The following is a 23,997-nucleotide window of genomic DNA, read 5'->3' as shown; positions in this document are numbered from 1 at the left end:
AAAGGAGAATCCGCATGGATACATTTGTAAATGACAAGTTTTATGAAACGAGAAATCAATTAGTTGAGGAAATTTCTTTGTTGAGTGATGCTCAATTTAATAGGAAACCAGATAAGGATAAATGGAGTATTGCACAAGTTTGTCATCATTTAGTTTTATTAGATGAAAGAGTGATAACAGTTATTTCCTCAGGGTTAAAAAAGTTAGATAGTACCCAAAATGAGCGTAAAGAAATTCACACTATTTTATTAGATAGAACGAAAAAGTTTATAGCTCCAGAAATGATTGAACCAAGTATAGAACCATTTGAAGTGGAGCAAATGCTCAATATGCTAAACGAATCAAGAAAAGAATTGATGCGTTTTCTGAGTACAATAGAAGATGAATCTAAATTAGTAAAAAAATCAGTGATGCATCCAGCTCTTGGAGAATTATTTCTTGATCAGTGGATAGAATTAATCTATTTGCATGAACAGCGTCATATAGAACAAATCAAAGAGATAAAATTGCTTTGTGAAATTGAAAAGTAAAAATCATTCCCTGTTTATTGATGCGTATTATAAACAGGGGAAACGATTGATTCATATTGATTCAGAAGAAAACAAAAATAGAATGAAATTAGTTGAAAGTAACCAATAAGCTTAAGAAAATATAAAACTATCCGATTTTCTGTATAAGTGTAACCCCGTCTTAAATGAAGAGCGGGGTTATTTTTTTTGAAAGTGTTTTTATTTAGAAGGAAATAAATCAGCAACGAAATTCAAAAAATTAATCATCATAACATATTGTATATGCACGTTTTAATAAATTGAAATGATAATGAATGATATATCCTTATTTTGAAAGTACACTTCACACCCTTAAGGAAGGGGTATTCTGTCAGGAAACGATAAAATACAATTCTGTTAGGGGATGTATGCAATTTATTCTCTTTATTTTTGCAACAGAACCACCTTCAAAATTATCTTTTGTAGTTGAAGTTTCCCGAATAATAAGTTACATTTTTAAAGTTCAAACAACTTTACGAAAGTACAAAAAGGGGAGAAATATTATTATTATGCAAAAAATGAAATGGAAGAACTATGTATGTTACTTTGTAATTCTATTACTGCTCGGAACAGCAGTAATAGTCAAACCACCTATCTCTAAGGCTGAGGAATCTGAAGTTAATATTACATTGTTAGGTACTGCAGATATTCATGGCAGATTTATGCCTTGGGATTATGCGCTTGATGGAGCAAATATGAGTGGAAGTTTGACGCAGCTTTATACGGTTATAAAGAAGGTCCGTCAAGAAAATCAAAATACCATATTAGTAGATGCCGGGGATACAATTCAAGGAAACTCAGTAGAATTATTCAACGATAAGCCACAATCGCCAATGATGGTAGCGATGAATACAATGGGATATGACGCCTGGGCATTTGGAAATCATGAATTCAACTTTGGATTAGATACATTGAAAAAAGTTAGTGAGCAATATAAGGGAAAAACGTTAGCAGGAAATATTTATAAGGAAAATGGAGAGCGCTTTCTTCCTGCATATACAATTGTAGAAAAAGGTGGAATTAAAGTTGGGATTATTGGTATGAATACACCAATGATTAGTGATTTTGAAAAAGGGACAGATCACTTAAATGGTTTAGTGGTGAAAAATCCGGTAGAAGAGACGAAAAAGGCAATTAAGGAATTAGAAGGTAAAGTAGATGTAATGGTAGGAGTTATGCATATGGGATTAGAAAATGAGAATGGTATCCCTGGTACTGGTGTTCAAGATATTGCAAATGCTTGTCCGGAACTAAGCGCTATTTTTGCGGCTCACATGCATAAACTTGTAAAAAAAGAAGTTGTAAATGGCGTAATTATTACAGAGCCAGATAAATATGGAACACATATTTCACGTATTGACCTTACTTTTACAAAGCAAGATGGGAAGTTGGTTTTAAAAGATAAAACTGCTACCGCTATACCTGTAAAAAATGCTGATGGAACAACGATATTATCTGATCCTACACTTGAAGAAACACTAACACCTTTTCACGAATATGCGAGAGGAGATGCAAATGTTGTAGTCGCTCAATTAAAGGGTAGAAATCTTGTTCCTGAAAATGAAATAAAGGGTATTCCAAGTGTTCAGATTCAAGAAACACCTTTATCAGATTTCTTTCATGAAGTCATGCTCTACTACAGTAAAGCAGATGTAGTAGCCCATCAAATTGATAATGATTATGCCCGTTTGGATACAGGTCCTATTAAGAAAAAAGATATTGCGTATAATTACCAATATGCCTTGGGAGAGATTACAGTATATAAGATTTCTGGAAAAGATTTAAAAGACTATATGGAATGGGCAGCAGGATATTTTAACTCATCTCGTGCCGGAGATGTAACCGTTAGCTTTGATAAAACCCGCCGTGCATCTAAATACAGTACGAACGATTTCTTTGGAGGCGTAAAATACGAAATTGACTTAACAAAACCATACGGAAGTAGAATTACAAATTTACGCTCTATTCGTACAAACAAACCAATCAAAATGAGCGATGTTATGACGCTGGGAATGAATGCATACAGAATGGAGGCTCTTCAGGCAAAAGGAGGAGCTTTAGAGGGGCGTAAGTTTGAACAAATTTGGTCATCTAAACAAGAGAATGCATTTGGAGAAACAGGTGGAACCATTCGTAACCTTGCTATTACATATTTAAAAGAGGTAAAGAACGGTGTATACACGCCAAAAGTTATGCGTAATTGGAAAATTACTGGTGTAGATTTACATTCTTCAGAGCATAAGGCTGTAGTTGATCTTGTGAATAAAGGGATTTTAGAAATTCCAAAAACAGAAGACGGAAAATACACAAATATAGCATCTATAAATACGAAAGATTCAATTACAAAAGAAGAGATTGTAGCACTCTCACAAAAAGCAAATATTAATCCAAATCAGTTTAAGCATATAAAAACGAAAGGTGAATTTTACAAAAAACTTAGTAGGATTACTAAAAAAATATAAATTATAAGGTTTCTTATAGTAATTGTTATTTTAATAGCATTAAACCCACTCTTACAATAGTAAAGAGTGGGTTTTTATGTTGTTATTTAGATGTAAGTGCACTTTTATTAGAATGAATATAGATAATTAACCAATTGGATGAGCGCCTAAAAGGACTCTTTTTTATTCAAATTAATGTTCATATGTGTTCCGTTCATTATTTATAATATTGACCACAATTTATGTAATTTTGCATAATGTTACATAAATTGTGTATTTTCTCTTTTTTCCGACAGAAATAGACAGTATACTTTGTACAAGCTTTCTATTTCAAAAATTATACGAGGTGAAATAATGAAAAACACAAAGACATTAACTAAGGTAGCATTAACAACAGGATTAGCTTTAACAGCTGTGGCACCATATGGGGTAGGTCATGCAGAGGAAACAGATCAGTTACAAGTTCAAATTCAGGAGGAATCGTTCCGTTCGGGTGAACTTACACAACCGTCACAAAAGGCACCAGAAAATGTAGTAAAGGATGCACTTAAGGAGAAAACAGAGCAAGCTCTGTCCCAAAAACAAGTCAATGGAGAAGCAGGAGTAGATTATAAAGTCCTTCAAAAACGTGGTTCGTATGATGGAACTACACTTGTACGTATGCAGCAAACATACGAAGGAAAAGAAGTATATGGCCATCAATTAACTGCACATGTAGATAATAATGGTGTTATTAAAAGTGTTTCAGGTGATAGCGCGCAAAATTTAAAACAAGAAGAATTGAAAAAACCTATTAATCTATCAAAAGATGAAGCAAAACAATTTATTTATACGAAGTACGGGAACGATATCAAGTTTATTACTGAGCCAGAAGTTAAAGAGGTTATTTTTGTTGATGAAAATAATGGACAAGCTAAAAATGCATACCAAGTTACCTTTGAAGCCGCAACACCAAACTATGTTTCTGGTACTTATTTAGTAAATGCACAAAATGGTGATATGTTAAAAAATATGGTACAAGAATCTAACTTAAAGGCCAGTGACAAACTAGTTGGAGCTTTAAAGAAAAGTAAACAAAGCAGTCTTACATCATTAACTGGAACAGGAAAAGATGATTTAGGTATTTCTCGTTCATTTGGTATCTCTAAACAAAGTAATGGCAAATATGCTCTTGCTGATTATACAAGAGGGCAAGGGATTGAAACATATGATGTGAATTACAAAGATATTACTAAAGAAGAAAGCTATTATCCTGGTACATTAGCGACTAGTACTTCGGCAACATTTAACGATCCCAAAGCGGTAAGTGCTCATTACTTAGCAACAAAAGTATTTGATTTTTATAAAGATAAATACAAGCGTAATAGCTTTGATAATAAGGGACAAAAGGTAGTTTCAGTTGTACACGCTTGGGATTCTGAAGAGACGAATGATCCGAAGAATTGGCAGAATGCATTAAGTGCTAATAATGGAAGTATGCTTGTATATGGTGATCCTATTGTTAAAGCATATGACGTAGCTGGACATGAATTTACACATGCTGTTACTTCTAGCGAATCTAATCTTGAATATTACGGGGAATCCGGTGCGATTAATGAGGCACTATCTGATATTATGGGAACATCTATTGAGAAATACGTAAATAATGGAAACTTTAACTGGACAATGGGAGAACAAACGGGATCTGTTTTCCGTGATATGGAAAACCCAGCTTCTGTTCCATCTTCACTTGGAGTACCTTATCCAGATGATTACAGTGAATTTAACGATTTTAATGGATGGGATCAAGGCGGTGTTCATTTTAATTCAAGTATTATTAATAAAGTTGCGTATCTCATTGCAAAAGGCGGAACTCATAACGGAGTGACTGTTAAAGGAATTGGTGAAGATAAAATGTTTGATATTTTCTATTATGCAAATACTGATGAGTTAAACATGACTTCTAATTTCAAAGAATTGAGATCAGCATGTATTCGAGTGGCAACTAATAAATATGGTGCAAATACAGCTGAAGTTCAAGCAGTTCAAAAGGCATTTGATGCAGCAAAAATTAAGTAATTTAGAAATATAGTTATCATTCATATATTAATACATTATGAAAAAACAGCTAATATCATTTTAAGGATATTAGCTGTTTTTTTACTTAGCAATGTATTGTTGGAAATAAACTGACTAAGCAATAATTAGGTGCGTTATCTGTAAGAAGTTGCGACAAATAAATAAGGTTTAAAGTGTGTAAAAACAGAAAATTAATAATATATTGACCTCTTGATAGAAAGTCTATAAAATGAAAGCGATAACAAACGATTGCTTTAAAATGATTTCCCTGACCTTTTAGCATTTACAAATATATGAGGGCATACACAAATCTATTTTTTTAAGCAATTTATGCAAACGCTTCCGTATTAAAAGGTCATTGAAATACATACGTGAAAATAGCCAATATGGAGGTGAAGCAAAAGAGATTTCTAGATTAATTTAAGCAGTGTTATTCAGTGTAAGCATAATAAATCGCTAGTAATATTTGAAGAAAGGGTGTATGTGGTGCAAATTATAAAAAGATTAATTAACAAAACAGTTTTATTACTTACTTTAATCGTTATGTTATCATCTGTTTTCTCCTTTCAGGGTGTGAAGGCAGTTTCAAATTCGAAAACAACTGAAGTTATCATTCATTACAAAGAGAAGCTTGGAAATACAAAAGACTGGAATCTTTGGTTATGGGGAGAAAATGCAAATGGTACATCTTATGAATTTACTGGTGAAGATGAATTTGGAAAATACGCTAAGATAAAAATAGACGGTGACTATAATCGTGTAGGATTTATAGTTCGAACAAATGAATGGGAAAAAGATGGTGGGGATCGTTGGATTGAAAATATAAAGGGCGGTCGTGCTGAAGTATGGATTCTTTCGGGCGATGAAAAAGTATATAACTCTAAGCCTTCTTCAGATCTCTCAATTCAAAAAGCAACTATTGATAGTTTCCATGAAATTACCGTAACGACTAATGTCCCGTTTCATATTAGGGAAAAGAAAATTGAAATTGAAGGCATTAAAATTAAAAATATTAGTCCTTATGATATAAATAGTGGAGATATTACTAATAAGGTCAAAATAATTACGGAACAGAAAATTGATTTAAAACAAACATACAAAGTTAAAATAGAAAACTTAGCTGATACGAATACTGAAATTGGTAAAGTCATTCGTAGCGAGGAATTTGATAATTTATTTTATTATAGTGGTAACGATTTAGGGAATACATATACCGCGCAACATACAAAGTTCCGTTTATGGGCTCCTACTGCAAGCGAAGCGAAGTTAGTTACATATAAAAACTGGAACGATAAAATAGGTGCTGAAATAAACATGCAACAAGGTGAAAAGGGAACTTGGACAGCAGAACTAAAGGGGAATCAAAAAGGGCTCTTTTATACGTATAAGGTCAAAATTGGTGATACATGGACTGAAGCGGTTGATCCATATGTGCGTGCTGCTTCTGTAAATGGAGATAAAGGTGCAGTCGTTAATTTAGAAGAAACAAATCCGAAAAAATGGAAAGCAAACAAAAAGCCAAAATTTAAAAATCCGGAAGATGCTATTATTTATGAGTTACATGTACGCGATCTTTCCATCCAACCTGAAAGTGGTATTAAACAGAAAGGGAAGTATTTAGGTGTAACAGAAAAAGGAACAAAAGGGCCAGAAGGTGTAAAAACAGGACTTGATCATATAAAGGATCTAGGTGTTACTCACGTTCAGTTTTTACCGATATTTGATTATGCTTCTGTAAATGAAGAGACTTTAAATGAACCGCAATATAACTGGGGATATGATCCTAAAAATTTCAACGTTCCAGAAGGCTCCTATTCTACAAATCCTTATGAGCCGACTGTGCGAATAACTGAATTGAAGCAAATGGTTCAAACACTACATGATAATAATCTTCGAGTAGTGATGGATGTAGTATATAACCATATGTATAACGCTGCTGAATCTAATTTCCATAAGTTAGTTCCAGGTTATTATTATCGTTACAATGAAGATGGAACATTTGCAAATGGAACTGGAGTAGGAAATGATACTGCTTCAGAAAGAAAAATGATGAGGAAATTTATGATAGATTCCGTCACATATTGGGCAAAAGAATACAATTTAGATGGATTCCGTTTTGATTTAATGGGTATTCATGATTATGAAACGATGAATGAAATACGTAAAGCTGTTAATCAAATTGACCCTTCTATTATACTACACGGAGAAGGATGGGATTTAAATACACCTCTTGCAGCTGAGCTGAAAGCAAATCAAAAAAATGCAGAGAAAATGAAAGGGATTGCTCATTTTAACGATAATATACGTGATGGGTTGAAAGGTAGTGTATTTGAGGAAAAGGAAAATGGTTTTATAAATGGAAAGGAAAACATGGAAGATCGTATTAAAAAAGGTATTACGGCAGGTATTGACTACGATACAAATTCGTCTACCTATCAAGATCCGGAACAGGTATTAACTTATGTGGAAGCACATGACAATCATACATTATGGGATAAACTTGAGTTAACTAATTCAGGTGACAGTGAAGAAGTGCGAAAACAAATGCACAAATTGTCTTCTTCAATTTTATTAACATCACAAGGAGTTCCATTTTTACATGCAGGGCAAGAGTTTATGCGGACGAAATACGGTGATCATAATAGTTACAAATCTCCAGATTCAATTAACCAGATGGATTGGCTGCGCCGTGCAACGTTTAATAATGAAGTAGATTATATGAAGGGTTTAATAGAATTACGCAAAAAGTACTCAGCTTTTCGAATGACATCTGCAGAGCAAATAAAAACACACGTATCATTTATTGATGCTCCGAAAAATACGGTAGCTTATACAATAGAGGGGAATAAAAATGAATACTTTACAGTGGCTCACAATGCAAATAGAGAAGCTGTTGAAATAACACTTCCATCGAAAGGGCCTTGGAAAGTACTAGTAGACAGCAAGCAGGCGGGAAGTAAACCACTTTATGTTGTCCATGACAATAAAATTAAAGTTCCTGCATTAAGTTCATTTGTCTTAAAAACAGAGAAACCGATTAAATAAAAGCGAAGAATGTGGAAATAAATACTGCATTGAGCAAATTTAACAAGGATTGCAAATAAAAAAAGCGAAGTGAAGATTATTCTCACTTCGTTTTTAAAGTTAATGTAATATAATTTCACATACTGTAATTATATTACAATTTAATAAAAGAAATAAGCAATAGATTATTTCTTTTGTGGCAGTAGGAGAAGAAGATATCTTTGAGTTTATTTATAAAATTACCTGAAATACATTCGTAATTCAGATAATGTTTATTATATATTCGAACATATAACGAACTAGATGTTCGAGTTGTATTAATTCCTACAAATCGTTTAAAAATAACAAAGGCGTAAAAAGTATAAGGAATTAAAATAGAGAAAAGACACCATTCAAGGTGTCTTTTCTCTATTTTGAATATGAAATGTAAGTAACTCGATTGTATGTAATAGTATGTGATATTTTCACACTAACTGATTAAGAAAAATTTAAAACTCTTTTCTTAATCTATTTGTAATAAATTACATCATAAAATTTTATCGATATAATAAATAAAACTTTCTCAACATTATTTGATTTAATAACTATATTCAACCGCTCTCCAATCCATTACAATAATTTCACATTGGAAATACATGAATATTCTCAATGTTATAAATGGTTTATACCTTATAGGATTACTATGGGAAAGGATGTGAAATATCCAAAAAGAAATCATTTTTTATGATGAAATAAAAAATTTTAATGAAGAAAAAGTTATTTCATTATTTTCAAGTTTCGTTAAAGTGCATGTATTTATAATCACTATGAGACAAGGAGCAGAATCCAAAAAAATTTTTGTAAATTAGAAAATTGCATTTCAAAAATAAGTTAAACGTTTATGGAGGGTTATATGAGCGAGAAAATTTATTACTGGTCTCCGATTAAGCATTGGGAGAAGTTGCATAATGAAGTTTTGATAGGGGAAATGAGATTTACAGGTATTCTGTCTGAGTGGTTTCCAGATTTTTATTTTATGGCTCAAAAAGGTGTGAAAATTAGTGAACTAGTAGAGCGCTTTTCGTTAGGAAATGTAGAAGAGACACAAAAAAACATAGAGCTCATGATAAAAAATCGTGTGTTAGTAAGTAATATATTACACCCAAGAGAAGTATTTTCTTCACAAGAAAAGATTTTTTCAAATCCATATAGCAACCAGATTCGCTTTTCTAAAGAAAAGTTAGATAAGTATATGAGTGAACAATTAAATCGCACGCACGTTGCTGCACGGTCGACCGAAATTCAACTTGAAACAACAAATGAGCTACCTACTATAATTAAGGAACGTAGATCTTGTCGTCAATTTGATACGGAAAAACATATTAGTTTTTCGGAATTTTCCCAATTCTTATCAACTCTAAAACAGGTTAGGGAAGAAAAAATATACTATCATTACGCAAGTGCAGGGGGGCTCTATCCCATTGATATCTTTGTTTATGTAAAACCAAAACGTATAGAGGGTATGAAAGCTGGATTTTATTATTATAACCCATCAAAAAATAGTCTTGTGATTGTAAACAGCATTGATCAAGTAATCAAAAGTGATCATGAGTTAATTAATCAGGATTTATTTACTCAATCTGCCTTCTCAGTTTATTTGGTTTATAATGCGAACGCTTCCATCCCGAAATACGGTTCAGATGGATATTTATTTGCTTGTATTGAGTCAGGCATTATCACTGCTACCTTAAATATGGTTGCTGAAACATTAAATTTAGGGGTTTGTTCAGTTGGTCATATGAAATTTGAAGATATTCAGCAATTTTTATGTTTGGATAATCATCAAGTGTTTCTCCATGGGCTTGAAGTTGGCTTAAAAATTAACGAGTAGAAGAAATGAATATTAGGGGGATAAAGGTAAAAATGCACATTAAAGATCGAAGTTCAATTCATGAAAATAAAGAAGTAGAAGCGTTTTGGAAGGAGCAATTATCTTCCGAGATTCTCGATTTTTCTGTATTTAAATTTAATAGCGATTACCAACTAAATAAAGAAACACCTTGTGAGTACGTTCAAGTCATAGTGAATGTAGAATTTAGTAAAAGTATACAAAAAATAAGTAAGTCTCAAGATTTATTATTATTTAGCTGGTTTCAAGCCGCTTTAAGGGTTTGTTTGGCACATTATACAGATCAAGAAAGAATTACTATTGGTATTCCTATAATTGAAAAGAATCTTGAACAAAGTGAGAATCTTAATAAGTTGATTCCTTTAGGAAGTGAAATCCATCCGCATCACCCCTTTAAACAATTAGTAAATGAGATTGAACAAACGACTTTATTCGGGTATGAAAATCAGGAGTATCCGCTCTCTGAATTATTAGTTAAACACAATTTAACTCCTTTTCAAATTGTAATCGGGATGGAAGGATTACATAATGAAAATTCGCTAGAAGAATACGCAGAGAATAATTTAGTCCTATGGATACGAAGAAAATGGAATGAAATACATAATGAATTTGAATTTCAAATTTCTTGTAAGTCCCGTTCATTCTCTTCTTTGCAACAGTTTGCCAATTCGTATTGTTATGTTTTAAAGCAAGTTTCACAAAATCCGAATTTGGCATTGAAAGATATTTGTATTATTGCAGAAGAAGAAAAAGAGTTGTTAGAAGGATTGAATACTTTTCAAACGGGCATAGACTTGTTTCAATCATTTCAAGATTTGTTTGAAGCGCAAGTATTAAAAACTCCAGATCAAATTGCTGTTGTTTGTAATGATCAATCTTTGACATATAGAGAATTGAATAAGAAAGCGAATCAATTGGCTTCTATTCTTCAAAGTAAAGGTGTTTCAAAAGAAAGTATTATTGGCGTTATGGTAGATCGGTCATTAGAAATGATTATTGGTATGATGGGGATTTTAAAAGCAGGAGCAGCGTATTTACCAATCGACCCTAACTACCCAACTGAACGAATTGAATATATGTTACAAGATAGTCAAGCAAAATATTTACTTAGTAAGCGAACAGAGGAAGTATTGCCGCAATTTGCGGGTGAAGTACTGTATCTTGATAAAGAATATCTTTTCCAAGGTGAAGAAAGTAATTTAGTACGAGAACATAATCCTAATGATTTGGCTTATGTTATTTACACATCAGGATCGACAGGAAATCCAAAAGGGGTAATGATAGAACAAAAATCGCTAGTTCATTTTTTAAATGTAATGAGAGAAAAAGTAAAAGCTAATCAATCATTCTTGTTTCTTGCTAGTGTATCTTTTGATATTTCCTTGTTAGAAATATGTCTTCCTTTAACGCAAGGTTCAAAAGTAGTAATTGCTACAGAGGAACAGTTTGCAACAAAAGAATTGGCTCATTTGGTCAAAAAACATAAGGTGGATTTATGGGAATCAACGCCATCGCGAATGGAAGTGATTTTGAGTGATCCAGAAGGGGCAAATTTTCTAAAAGATTTAAAATCTATTTTATTAGCAGGAGAAGCATTTTCCATTGATTTGGTTGAAAAAATTCGTTGTATCAGTGAAGCAACAATTTTAAATATTTATGGTCCCACAGAAACAACCATTTGCGCAACAGTAAAAGACTTGAGCACTTCCAAAGAAGTTACGATCGGCAAACCAAATCCGAATTATCATTCCTATATATTGAATAAGTATGGCCAATTAAAACCATTTGGAATTCCCGGTGAACTCTGCATTGCTGGAGTAGCGGTAGCACGAGGGTATCTTGGTAAAAGTAAACTGACAGATGAAAAATTTGTACCGAGTCCTTTTACGGCAGGAGAAATGATGTATCATACAGGTGATCTCGTTCGTTGGTTGCCTAATGGAGAGCTTGAGTATTTAGGTCGAATGGATCATCAAGTGAAAATTCGGGGGTATCGGATTGAATTAAGAGAAATCGAAACTCAATTAAGGGAATATCCAGAAATAAACCAGGCTATCGTTGTTGATCAAGTGTATGGAAATAGGAAATTATTAGCTGCCTACTATGTATCGGATAACAAGGTGTCTTTTGGTGAGATCAGAAAATATTTAAGTGATAAATTACCTGAGTTTATGATTCCTGAAAAAATGATTCAGGTAGAAGAGATTCCATTGAATCCAAATGGAAAAGTGGATAGAAAAAGGTTATTGGATATAACACAAACGGATTATGTATCAATCCCATACGTTGCCCCGCGCAATGAAATTGAACAAAAATTAGTGTGTGCATGGGAAAAAGTTATGGAGATTGAGGGAATCGGTATTCATGATAATTTTTTTGCATTAAAAGGAGAATCCATTAAAGCACTTCAAGTAATTAATTTACTAAGAAAAGACTGCTTAAAAATAAGTACAACAGATTTTTTTAAGCACCCTACAATCGCTCAACTGAGTTCTTGTGTAAAGTTAGAGCATAAAGAGGAAAACTTTGAAAGTAGACCAACTCATGTTAAAGATTTATCTAATCCATTTTCCTTAACAGAAGTTCAGACAGCGTATATGTTAGGAAGGAATTCACAGTTTGAATTAAGTGGTATTTCACCTCAAACATATTTTGAATATGAAACAACATTGGATATCAATCGTCTTTCAAAAAGTTTTCAAAAGGTGATCCATCGTCATCCAATGTTGCGAGCTGTAATTTTACCAGAGGGAAAACAGCAAATATTACAAAGCGTTCCTGATTACGAGATTGAAATAGAGAGTCTCATAGATTTAGATGATAGGAATCAACATGCTCGCTTACAAGAAGAGCGTTCTCGAATGACTAACCATGTATTCCCTTTGGGGCAATGGCCTTTGTTTGAATTGAAAGCTTTTCTTTTAAAAGAAGACACGTATTTATTATGTTTTCGATACGATGCTTTGTTAATGGACGGAGCAAGCATGAACATTGTTGGACAGGATTTGTTGCATTATTATTATAAACCAAATCAAAAATTAGAATCTTTATCTTTTGATTTTCAAGATTATATGTTTATCTATGATGAAATGGAACAAAGCGAAGAATATAAAACAGCAAAAGATTATTGGACAAGTAAGCTTCCTGACTTTCCGTTTGCACCTTCTTTGCTGTTAAAAAAGGATCCAGCAGAGATTGCTACTCCTAAATTCCAATCACTTACAAAAATCCTGGATAATAAAAAATGGACAAAGCTAAGAAAGTTAGCACAAGAGAAAGAGGTAACTCCTTCCGCTCTACTTTGTACAATATATGGTGATGTGTTGGCATATTGGAGTAATCAACGTCGATTAGCAATTAACTTGACTGTATTTAACCGTTATCCTGTTCATGATGAAGTAGAACAGATTGTTGGAGATTTCACATCGCTTATTTTATTGGATGTTGATGTAAAACCAGAGCAAACTTTCTTTACTAGAGTAAAAGAAACGCAATCTACTTTATTAGATGGCCTTGAACATCGTCATTACGATGGAGTTAACTTTATTCGAGATTTTACTCGATATCATCAAATGACACCAAAAGCAGTGATGCCAATCGTTTTCACCTCGATGTTAGCAGGTGCAGGTGCTTTCTCTTGGGAACAACTTGGTTCTCTTCGCTATATTCATGCTCGGACTCCACAAGTGTATTTGGATAATGTAGTAATTGAAAAAAATGGTGAGTTATTAATTAGCTGGAATTATGTTGAAGAGTTGTTTGATATTGATGTGATAGAAGCAATGTTTTCCCAATTTGTTGACTTATTGGAACAATTGGTGAAACAAAGCGATATAACATCTTTGCAGATGGAAGAGTCGGATCAAACTTTAATTGAACAATATAATGAAACAACAGAAAAAATACCTTCAACTACTCTGTATCAATTATTTACAGACCAAGTAAAACGTACACCGAATGAAGTAGCGGTGGTATTTGAGCAAAAATGGTTAACATACTCGGAACTTCATAAACGCTCCAATCAAATTGCCCACTTCTTAAAAGAGCAGGGCATTGGTCTTGGTGACAAAGTGGGTCTTTTAGCCAAAAGACGAGTTGACACAATTGTTAATATGCTAGGTATTTTAAAAGCAGGTGCTGCTTATGTTCCGATTGATCCCGATCATCCTTTAGATCGCCAAACATATATTTTAAAAAATAGCTCATGCAAGCTTTTATTAGAACCTAGTCTTTATGAAGAAAATGATTTGTCATTTTATACAACAGAAGACATGCCCGCTATTGCTGGTCCAGAAGATATTGCCTATATTATATACACTTCAGGAAGTACAGGAAAACCAAAAGGAGTAATTATTACTCACCAAGCGGTTACAAATACGATTCAAGACATAAATCAAAAATATGAGGTAAATGAAGATGATCGTATTATTAGTATCTCTTCCATGTGTTTTGACCTATCTGTATACGATATTTTCGGAGCTTTAAGCACAGGTGCAATGTTAGTAATGATTCGTGATCCGAGAGACATGCAAGAATTAATCCGCACTGTCGAACGTAGAGGGATTACAATTTGGAATACAGTGCCTGCAATCATGGATTTGGCATTGGATCAAGTAGGTTCTCATTTTGAACATTCTTCTTTACGTTTAGTTTTACATAGTGGAGATTGGATTCCGCTTTCTTTACCAGAAAAAATAAAACGACATTTTCCGATTGCAGAAGTAGTTTCACTAGGAGGGGCAACAGAAGCATCGATTTGGTCAATTTATTATCCGGTCAAACAGGTGGAATCACATTGGAATAGTATTCCATACGGGATGCCCTTGGCAAACCAAACGTATTATGTGTTGAACTATGAAAAGAAAATGTGCCCTGTTGGTGTAATTGGAGATTTATATATCGGGGGAGTGGGCCTTGCTAAAGGATATTTAAATGATGAAAAGAAAACAAATGAAGCGTTTGTGTCACATCCTGATTTTGGTCTTATATACAAAACAGGAGATTGTGGAAAAATGCATTCTGAGGGATATATTGAATTTTTAGGCCGCCAAGATTACCAAGTAAAAATTCAAGGGTATCGAGTAGAGTTAGAAGAAATCGCTCATTGTCTTCTAACTTATAAACAAGTCGAACATGCTGTCGTAATTGATCAAACAGATGAGAACGGAATAAAATTTTTAGTTGCATATGTGGTAACTGAGCAAAATATTAGTACAACAGAACTACGAAAGCATTTGCGAGATCACTTGCCAGATTACATGATTCCTTCTTATTTTGTTTATTTGGATCAATTACCCTTGACTCCAAACGGTAAATTAGATAGAAAAGCGCTCCCTACTCCCGAGAAACAAACAAATGAAGTATTTATTGCTCCAAAAACTGAAATGGAAAAAATATTAACTAGTATTTGGCAAGAAGTACTCAAAATAGATCAAGTTGGAGTAAATGATCATTTCTTCGCCTTAGGTGGAGATTCGATAAAAGCGATTCAAGTGTCCGTCAGATTGTATCGACAAGGATTTGAGCTTGAACCAAAAAATCTATTTTCATTTCCTATATTAAGGGACATGGTTCAATTTGTTAAAAAGCTAGACCATTTTTCAAGTTCACAAACAAATGATGTAAACATAATGAACGATAATAAAGCTACATTACTAAATATTAAAGATAAACAACTTAATCAACAAACACTTACCAAAATACAAGAAAAAATGCCGGATATAAAAATAGAACGTATTTACCCGTTAGCACCTTTCCAAGAAGTTATTTATGAACATGCTACGAATGAACCTGATACAAATGCATATTTTGAACAAACAATTTGGGCACTTGAGGGGGAGTTGGATATTAAACTCTTTATTCAGTGTTTCCAACAATTAGTTGATCGTCATGATTCTTTAAGAACAATAATTGTGCAAGATGAACAAGCAAAACCTTGGCAAGCTGTTCTATATGATGTTCAAATAAATTCAGAAATAAAAAACTTGATTGAGATGACGAAACAAGAACAGCAAGAATTCCTAAAACAGTGGATGAATGAAAATTTAAGTCGAGGATTTAAAAATGATGAACTTATGACACGTCTCTGTATATTCCAACTAGGTAATAACGAGCATAAGGTAATTTGGAGTTCCCATCATCTATTATGTGATGGTTGGAGCGTCAGCATTTTGATAGACGAATTATTCCAGCTCTATGAAACAACAAATGCGGGAACTACGGCGGGGTTACCTATAGTAAAACCTTTTGAAACATTCATAGACTGGACTTTGGTACAAGATCATGAGAAAGCACGTCATTTTTGGAGGGATTATTTATCAGGATACAATCAGAAAATTAGTATTCCTAAAAAGAAAGTCCCATCTAAAAGTGAAGGGTTAAACTTCACTTTTATGGATTTAACCTTAGACAAGGATTTGACTAATCAGTTACAGACATTTGTAACTAAAAACAATATAACTATGAATACAGCACTACTAGCTGTATGGGGAATATTACTTGGCAAATTCAACGGAACGAGAGAAGTAGTATTGCCTAATCTCGTATCAGTCAGACCTCCCGAAGTAGAAGGAATTGAAAGTATGTTCGGTCTATTCACAAATGTTTTGCCTATCCGATTAGCATGGACAGAAACGCAGTCTTTTGTGGACTTCCTGCAAAAAGTTCAACTAGAAACATTAAAATGTAATGAGTATGCATACTATTCATTTGTTGATATACAAAAGCAAAGTGAATTAAAAACTGAGTTGACTGACCATCTTTGGGTTTTTGAAAACTATCCAACTAATCCAGCAATCTTTTCTTCAAATGAAAACAGACATTTTGCCATCACGGATTACGAAGTTGTTGATGAGCCACATGTAAAGTATGGAATTATGTGCTTCCCTGAAGAAAAACTTACAATAAAGTTTGGATATGATCAAACTTTATATGAAGCGAAGAAAATACAGGAAATATTAAATCACATCCATTGCTTAATCAACATGATTCTTCAAAATCCAATACAAACAATTTGTGATTACAAATTATAAAAAATGAAAAGGCGAGCAAGAACTCGCCTTTTTAAATAGAATAGGGGTAAATCAAATGACAAAAAACTTGCAGCTATCAGCCGAAGAAATGCGTCAGTTAGGATATCAAGCGGTTGACTTGATTGTTGATCATATGAATCATTTAAAAAGTAAACCAGTTTCAGAAACGATTGATAGTAATATTTTTAGAGACAAGCTAATTGAAACGATTCCGGAAAACGGATCTAATCCAAAAGAATTACTTCATTTTCTTAATAACAATGTGTTTAATCAAATTACTCATGTGGATCATCCTCATTTTATGGCTTTTGTGCCAGGTCCTAACAATTATGTTGGTGTATTAGCAGATTTTTTAGCAAGTGGGTTTAATGTATTTCCTACAGCTTGGATAGTAGGTGCAGGTGCCGAACAAATTGAATTAACGACAATTAACTGGTTAAAATCAATGCTAGGATTCCCTGATTCAGCTGAAGGACTATTTGTCAGTGGTGGTTCCATGGCTAATTTGACTGCACTTACTGTAGCGAGACAGGTCAAGCTGAATAATGACATAGAAAATGCGATTGTTTATTTTTCTAACCAAACTCATTTTTCTGTAGATCGAGCACTTAAAGTATTAGGTTTTAAACAGCATCAAATTTGCCGAATTGAGACAGATGAAGACTTAAAAATTTCAGTTAGTACTTTAAGAAAACAAATAAAAGAAGATCGATTAAAAGGGAAAAAACCATTCTGTGTTATTGCTAATGCAGGGACAACGAATTGCGGAGCGGTGGACTCCCTCGATGAATTGGCTGATGTATGTGGTGATGAAGATATATGGCTACACGTGGATGGGGCTTATGGGGCTGCAGCAATTCTCAGTGAAAAAGGAAGGGAGTTATTAAGTGGAATTCATCGTGCCGATTCTTTAACGTTAGACCCGCATAAATGGCTTTTTCAGCCTTATGATGTTGGTTGTGTACTTATTCGAAATAGCCAATATTTAAGTGAAACATTCCGTATGATCCCAGAGTATATTAAGGATACAGAAACTAATATAGAAGAAAAAGTGAATTTTGGGGAGCGTGGAATTGAACTTTCTCGTAGATTTAGAGCATTAAAGGTATGGCTTTCTTTTAAAGCATTCGGAGTTACAGCTTTTCGTGAGGCAATTGATCATGGCATTATGCTAGCTGAACAAGTTGAAGAGTTTTTAAGGAAAGAAAAAGATTGGGAAGTAGTAACACCCGCCCAATTAGGAATTGTTACTTTTCGTTATATTCCATGTGAGCTAACATCTACAGATACAATTCATGAAATAAACAAAAAATTGGTGGAAGAAATTAATCAAAGAGGATTTGCTATGCTAAGTACTACTAAATTAAAAGAAAAAGTAGTAATTCGACTTTGCTCTATCAACCCAAGGACAACAAAAGAAGAAATACTTCAAATCATGATGAACATAAAAGCATTGGCAGAGGAAATAAACACATCGCCTAAACATCTTATATCTGTTTCTCAACCTTGATATATTAGGCGGATTTTACATATTAATAGCCGATTCTCATTTAGAATCGGCTATTATGTTTAAATGATAACATATATACTATTTATAAGTATTTATCTTGTAATGGGATTAAGCCTCAACCTTGGATACTCGTTTGAAACCAGTCTTTATTGCTTGTACTATTTCGTTCACAGCATAAATAGATACATCGGCATTTGGATTTAACCCTTCAAACCAGTGATAGGCATTTGGATATAAATGAAACTCCACATCAACACCAGCTTGCGCTAGTTTGCTTACATAGGTTAATGTTTCGCTGCGGAATGGATCTAATTGACCAACAAATGTGTAAGTATACGGTAAGTCACTATAATCCTCAGCTCGAGAAGGTGCTGCATAGGCAGGGATTTGATCCGTTCCATACATTTCTCCTAAATACATTTTCCAGCCAGCTTCATTTGCCTTTTGATTCCAAACAAATCCCTCTTTAATTTCATTCGCTGAAGGTGTATCATTTCTGTCATCAATCATTGGATATAGTGGCATTTGTAAACAAATTGAAGGATATTTTCGATCTCGGGCTAATAATGATAATGCTGCTGTTAGTCCACCGCCGGCACTTACTCCTGCAACCCCAATACGATTTGAATCAATGTTTAATGACTTTGCATTATCAGCAATCCATTTTAAAGCTGAATAACAATCCTCAATTGGTGCTGGGTAAGGGTGTTCAGGTGCTAAGCGGTAGTCTACAGATACAACCACACAGCCAGCTTCTTTTGCAAACCTCATACAAGTATCATCGTTATCATCTATAGAACCTAAGATATAACCACCACCATGTATCCATAATAAGACAGGTAAAGATTCATGATTTGATTTTGGACGATAAATTCGTAATGGTAACGGATTATCATCAGGCCCAACAATGACTTTATCTGTTAAAGAAAGAGAGTCATCAACAACGGTAGGTGGTCTCATTTGAGCTATTCCTTCTCTGATTGATTGCAAGTTTTCCGGGCGTAAATCGAGATCCGGAAACATCTCTAACCCTTGTAATAATTCTGGATTTACTCTAGTTTTCATTTTAGCACCTCTATTTGTAATTGTTTTCAAATAAATGAAGTGTATATTCTAAGTAGTTTAATTGTGAAAGAACACCACAATTAAATTGTAAATTGGATATGTTATAACGGTCAACAGAATATTCGGAAATTAAAACCTTTCTCAAGAAGGACTTTCATGCAATTAATAATACAAGTATTGGATTTAAGAGCAAAGTGGTTTAATGTCGTTGTAATTATGTACATTAGAAAAATTTCTTTTTGAGTCTAGAAAAGGATTAGATTCTTTTCTAGACTCATGAAGAATTATGAAAAGCAAAATTTTATAGATAGTTATCTTAAAAATAAACAAAGAGAGAAGAACTAACCAATGTTCTTCTCTCTTTTTCATATGTAATTAGGGTATCCTTAACTGCAAATACGGATGGTATAGATTAATGGATGAATAATTTCCTTTTAAATTAATAACGGAATACATAAAGATTTTTATATGTAATATTGCATATACAGGGACTACTAGTGAAAATGTTGAGCAATGTTTTTCCATATGGTAAATTAGTTCCTTAGTTATTTATTTTATTTCATTTTCAATCGTGTAAGGCTAGGGGCGAAGATTTACAAAGGTGACTAGTAAAAAATATAACAATATAAGTATAAGATTTTGTACTTAGTAATCTCGCGATTTAAGGCATGACATTGGATAAGTGCGGGGAGTTCAATCGATTTTGAATAAAATCAATAGTATCAGTTGCAATTTTTTTACGTTTAAGAACGATCCCGGCATGCCCACATTTATAAATATATCGTGGAGGTCTTTCCCAAGATTCCCACAAGTAGTCTGTATCCTCAGAATGCACATATAGATCATGCTTACCTGAAATTAATAAAATATTTTCTTTTTTTACTTTTGGCAATGCTTGACTCGGTTCAGTGATTTTCCAATAATCTATTAAATCATCATACGTAACACCATGATGTTCCAAGTCTTCTCTAATAAATTTACCTGGAGTTGTATTCCAAATAGAATAAGAAAGTCGATTTGCATAGAAAATGGATGCTAACACATCAATTTCTTCTTCAACAAGAGAGGTTAAGTTAGTAATAAATCCGCCTAAACTAATTCCTATTAGAATCAGGGGCCCATTTTTATTTGCTTTAATCCATTTAATCAAAGCTCGTAAGTCAGCTACCGCTTGTCTAGTTGCTTGTAATGTTCGTTCAATATTTGCACTTACCATATACTCTCCACTGAATAAGGATTGATCGGGTTTTCTTTCAAAATGATAGGGTAGAGTGAAATAATACATATTCCACTTCAGGCTGGTCATATGATCGTGGAATATTTTTTTCACACGTTCGTTAGAATCCATTCTCCAACCGTGAACAAAGATAACATGAGGTGCATTTTCATTTTTATGTAAGAATAATTCCCCAGTTACAGAGTCGTTGCGTGAATCACCGGATTGAACCGAACTTTTATAGTTGAATTGCCCAACCATGTATTCATTTTTCTGCTTTGAATGCTTAATGTCAAAATGAAAATGTGATGGTTGTACTTTATAAAAAGATTCTATGTCCTTTATATTTAATGAAGTGTTAGAAAGGGAAGTAAACTGAAATGCTACACTTCTTTTTTTATGTAAATCATATAAGGCGTACCGATCAATGAGTTTTGAAAAAATCAAATTAACCTCCTCCAAAATACATATTGTTTAAAACATGGACAAAATTTATGTTGTAAATTAATTATAAAATATTCTCTTTTCCTAATAGTAGGTGATAAATTTGTATATCATATTATAAAGCTTGCAATAAAATAAAACTATAAATATATACTAAAATTTAAGAAGTAAGTTAATGTTCATATCCGTATAAAAGAATATTAAATTGTTTCTTTTCTTATTAAAAGATGTAATTTCTATTAGGAAACTTACATTCTCATATAAATATTTACAAATAGGTTTCTCTATATTTATTGTATAGAAATTACACAGTAAATATTTTTTGTGCTACATACATTAAATTAATCTTAACCTTTAATAAATTTATTAAACGGAATAACTCCTTATCAATATTCAAAAACGGCTGCATTTTTGAATTTGTGTTCTAGCTTTTCTGAAACAGGTAAATAACTACACATAAACTCCTTATATCTCTAGTTAAACTACCGATTAGCTCCATATAAACTCTAGATAACCTATATAGAATACAAGTTATCAAGGAGGTAAGAAAAAATGAATTTTATGAAACGAGCAATTCTCAGTATGAAAAAAAGGATAGGAACATCATTAATTTTGATGGCAGTTTTTCTGATTGTTACAAATTTGGTTCTTTCAGGTTTCACAATCCAAAATGCATCAAAAAAAGCAGCGGATGCTGCAAGAAAAAAACTTGGTGCAGATGTTACTTTAGGTCTTGATTTCGACAAATTAGGTCAAAAAGCTAAGGAAACTGGAGAAATGCCAAATCCGCCGCAGCTCGATGCAAAAGAAACAGATCAATTAGCGAAGTCCAAGTATGTAAAAGATTATAATTACATAGCTAACACTTTCGGTATTTCTGATGGGCTTAAACTAGTAGGAGCTTCAGAAGGAGAAGGAAAAGGTAAAGTGGGAATGGCGGCTGCGCGAGGCGGTTCAAGCTCTGGTACAGAAATCGATATGAACGCTTCTTTTATGATTGAGGGAGTTCGCAAGACTGCATTACAAGAAAGCTTTAAAAACGGAAAAAGTAAAATCATTGATGGAAAACCAATAACAGAGCAAATGAAGGATCAGAATGTAGCTTTAATGGAAAAACGATTAGCGGAATTAAACAATTTGAAAGTAGGAGACAAAGTTAAAGTGCAATCAGGGGATAAGAAGGAAACCCTTGAGGTTGAAATTATCGGTATTTACGAAACAAATGAGCAAGCAATGGGTCAACAGGCTCCTCCTATTATGGATCCAGCTAATAAACTATATATGCCGCATTCAACTATGAAAAAATTAGAAGTAGACCAAGGTATAAGTAGTGTTCAAGTCGTGTATTTCTTGAATGATCCACAATATATTGATGCATTTAAAAAAGAAGCAAGAAAATTTAATATTGATTTTAATTATTATAAATTAGATGCGCATGATTCATTGTACAAGCAAATGATTGGTCCTATCGAAAATATCTCTTCGACTTCTCAAATGATTATTTATATTGTATCGATTGCAGGTGCGATCATTTTAGGATTAATCATAATGCTATCAATTAAAGGGCGTCGTAAAGAAATGGGAATTCTATTGTCCATTGGAGAGAAAAAGTGGAAGCTGATGGCGCAATTCGTAGTAGAAGTAGTGTGTGTCGCTATTTTAGCATTTGGATTATCCATAACAACAGGAGCTAAAGTTTCTCAATATATCGGGGATAATTTACTTTCGAATGAAATTGCTACTTCAAGCGAAGAAACAGATACCTCGCAACATGGTACTGTAATGATGGCTGGACCTGGTGGTACTCTACAAAATCAAAAAGAAGATCCGATTAATAAAATTGATGTAAGTGTAACAGGAGAAGATGTAGGAAAAATGGGTGGAATTGGACTAGCTATTGCTATAATAGCAACGCTTCTTCCGGCATTATCTATTCTACGTTTAAACCCAAAACAAATTCTTTTAAAAGATGAATGAGGAGGCTCGATATGGAGACAATTTTACAGTTTAAAAATTTAGATTATTATTATGAAAGTAATGGAAAAAATGTAGCGATACTAGAAAATGTTAACTTTTCTTTTCAAAAAGGACATTTCTACACGATTTTAGGACCATCTGGATCTGGTAAAACCACAACTCTAAGCTTAGGTTGTGGACTAGATGTCCCTAAAAATGGTTATGTACTGTATAATGGCAAAGATATTAGAAAAATTGGTTTGGATCGATACCGTAATCAAAATGTATCTGTAATTTTCCAATCTTATAACTTAATAACCTATATGACAGCTCTTCAAAATGTCTTAACAGCAATGGAAATTACAGGTGTTAAAGTGCAAAATAAAACAGCAAGAGCATTACAGTTATTAGAGAGGGTAGGACTCTCAGAAGCTGAAGCGAAACGAAACGTCCTGCAACTAAGCGGTGGGCAACAACAGCGTGTAGCAATTGCTCGAGCACTATCTTGTAATGTTGATTTATTGATTGCGGATGAGCCAACAGGAAACCTTGATGAGCAAACCGCAATGGATATTATAGAACTGTTTCAAGAACTTGCACATAAAGAGAATAAATGTATTATTGTTGTGACGCACTCACAGGAGGTTGCTAAAAAATCAGATCGTGCAGTGTATTTAAGTAAGAAGAAGTTGGTTGTAAATGAAATCTAATATAAACATCGTAGCTGTTCAATTCACATAATTTTCAAAATCTAGACCTTTCAAAAGCTTATATTTGATTTATAATAAAATCAAGCCATAATCAAAATGGTCTCCC

Annotated in this window: 11 protein-coding genes; 9 read left to right on the top strand and 2 right to left on the bottom strand. The window is 33.3% G+C overall.

Translation table 11 applies throughout. The annotated features are described in order from the left end of the window. The first annotated feature begins 14 nt into the window (after positions 1–14). The 7 genes from CN409_RS07750 to CN409_RS07720 all read left to right on the top strand — a co-directional run bounded on the left by CN409_RS07750 (position 15) and on the right by CN409_RS07720 (position 18,500). Entirely contained in the window at positions 15–530 is a 516-nt protein-coding gene (locus CN409_RS07750) for a DinB family protein (protein WP_017763234.1), read from the top strand. 527 nt (positions 531–1,057) lie between these two features. Then, a complete protein-coding gene (locus tag CN409_RS07745) occupies positions 1,058–3,010 on the top strand; it encodes a bifunctional metallophosphatase/5'-nucleotidase (RefSeq protein WP_014895270.1) in 1,953 nt (650 codons plus the stop codon). Between the two features lie 333 nt (positions 3,011–3,343). Next, positions 3,344–5,047: a M4 family metallopeptidase gene (locus CN409_RS07740; RefSeq protein ID WP_000799184.1), complete on the top strand. Its 1,704-nt coding sequence runs from the start codon at positions 3,344–3,346 to the stop codon at positions 5,045–5,047. Between the two features lie 486 nt (positions 5,048–5,533). After that, positions 5,534–8,092, top strand: coding sequence for a type I pullulanase (pulA, locus tag CN409_RS07735; RefSeq protein ID WP_086390565.1), 2,559 nt, complete (start codon positions 5,534–5,536; stop codon positions 8,090–8,092). A gap of 871 nt (positions 8,093–8,963) precedes the next feature. Then, the gene (locus CN409_RS07730) at positions 8,964–9,941 is read left to right on the top strand and encodes a SagB/ThcOx family dehydrogenase (RefSeq protein WP_140161797.1); all 978 of its coding nucleotides are present in this window, start codon (positions 8,964–8,966) and stop codon (positions 9,939–9,941) included. A gap of 32 nt (positions 9,942–9,973) precedes the next feature. Continuing rightward, positions 9,974–16,990: a non-ribosomal peptide synthetase gene (locus CN409_RS07725; RefSeq protein ID WP_141527695.1), complete on the top strand. Its 7,017-nt coding sequence runs from the start codon at positions 9,974–9,976 to the stop codon at positions 16,988–16,990. Positions 16,991–17,045: 55 nt separating this feature from the next. Then, a complete protein-coding gene (locus tag CN409_RS07720; RefSeq protein WP_000164809.1) occupies positions 17,046–18,500 on the top strand; it encodes a pyridoxal phosphate-dependent decarboxylase family protein in 1,455 nt (484 codons plus the stop codon). Positions 18,501–18,608: 108 nt separating this feature from the next. On the opposite strand, the gene CN409_RS07715 is transcribed toward CN409_RS07720, so the two are convergent. Together CN409_RS07715 and CN409_RS07710 are read right to left on the bottom strand one after the other, a co-directional pair. Then, positions 18,609–19,565 (bottom strand): alpha/beta hydrolase, encoded by a 957-nt coding sequence (locus CN409_RS07715; protein WP_000857939.1) that lies wholly within the window; start codon positions 19,563–19,565, stop codon positions 18,609–18,611. Positions 19,566–20,226: 661 nt separating this feature from the next. After that, on the bottom strand, positions 20,227–21,228 hold the full coding sequence (locus CN409_RS07710; RefSeq protein WP_086390562.1) for an alpha/beta hydrolase: 1,002 nt from the start codon (positions 21,226–21,228) through the stop codon (positions 20,227–20,229). A 549-nt stretch (positions 21,229–21,777) separates the two neighbouring features. On the opposite strand from CN409_RS07710, the gene CN409_RS07705 reads away from it, so the two are divergent. Further along, positions 21,778–23,202, top strand: coding sequence for an ABC transporter permease (locus CN409_RS07705; RefSeq protein WP_001010216.1), 1,425 nt, complete (start codon positions 21,778–21,780; stop codon positions 23,200–23,202). 11 nt (positions 23,203–23,213) lie between these two features. After that, positions 23,214–23,891, top strand: a complete 678-nt coding sequence (locus CN409_RS07700) for an ABC transporter ATP-binding protein (RefSeq protein ID WP_000447865.1) — start codon at positions 23,214–23,216, stop codon at positions 23,889–23,891. Positions 23,892–23,997: the final 106 nt, after the last annotated feature.

The sequence above is a fragment of the Bacillus sp. AFS012607 genome, from assembly GCF_002558005.1.
In the GTDB taxonomy this organism is placed as follows: domain Bacteria; phylum Bacillota; class Bacilli; order Bacillales; family Bacillaceae_G; genus Bacillus_A; species Bacillus_A thuringiensis_S.
This window is presented reverse-complemented; position numbering and strand designations above follow the sequence as displayed.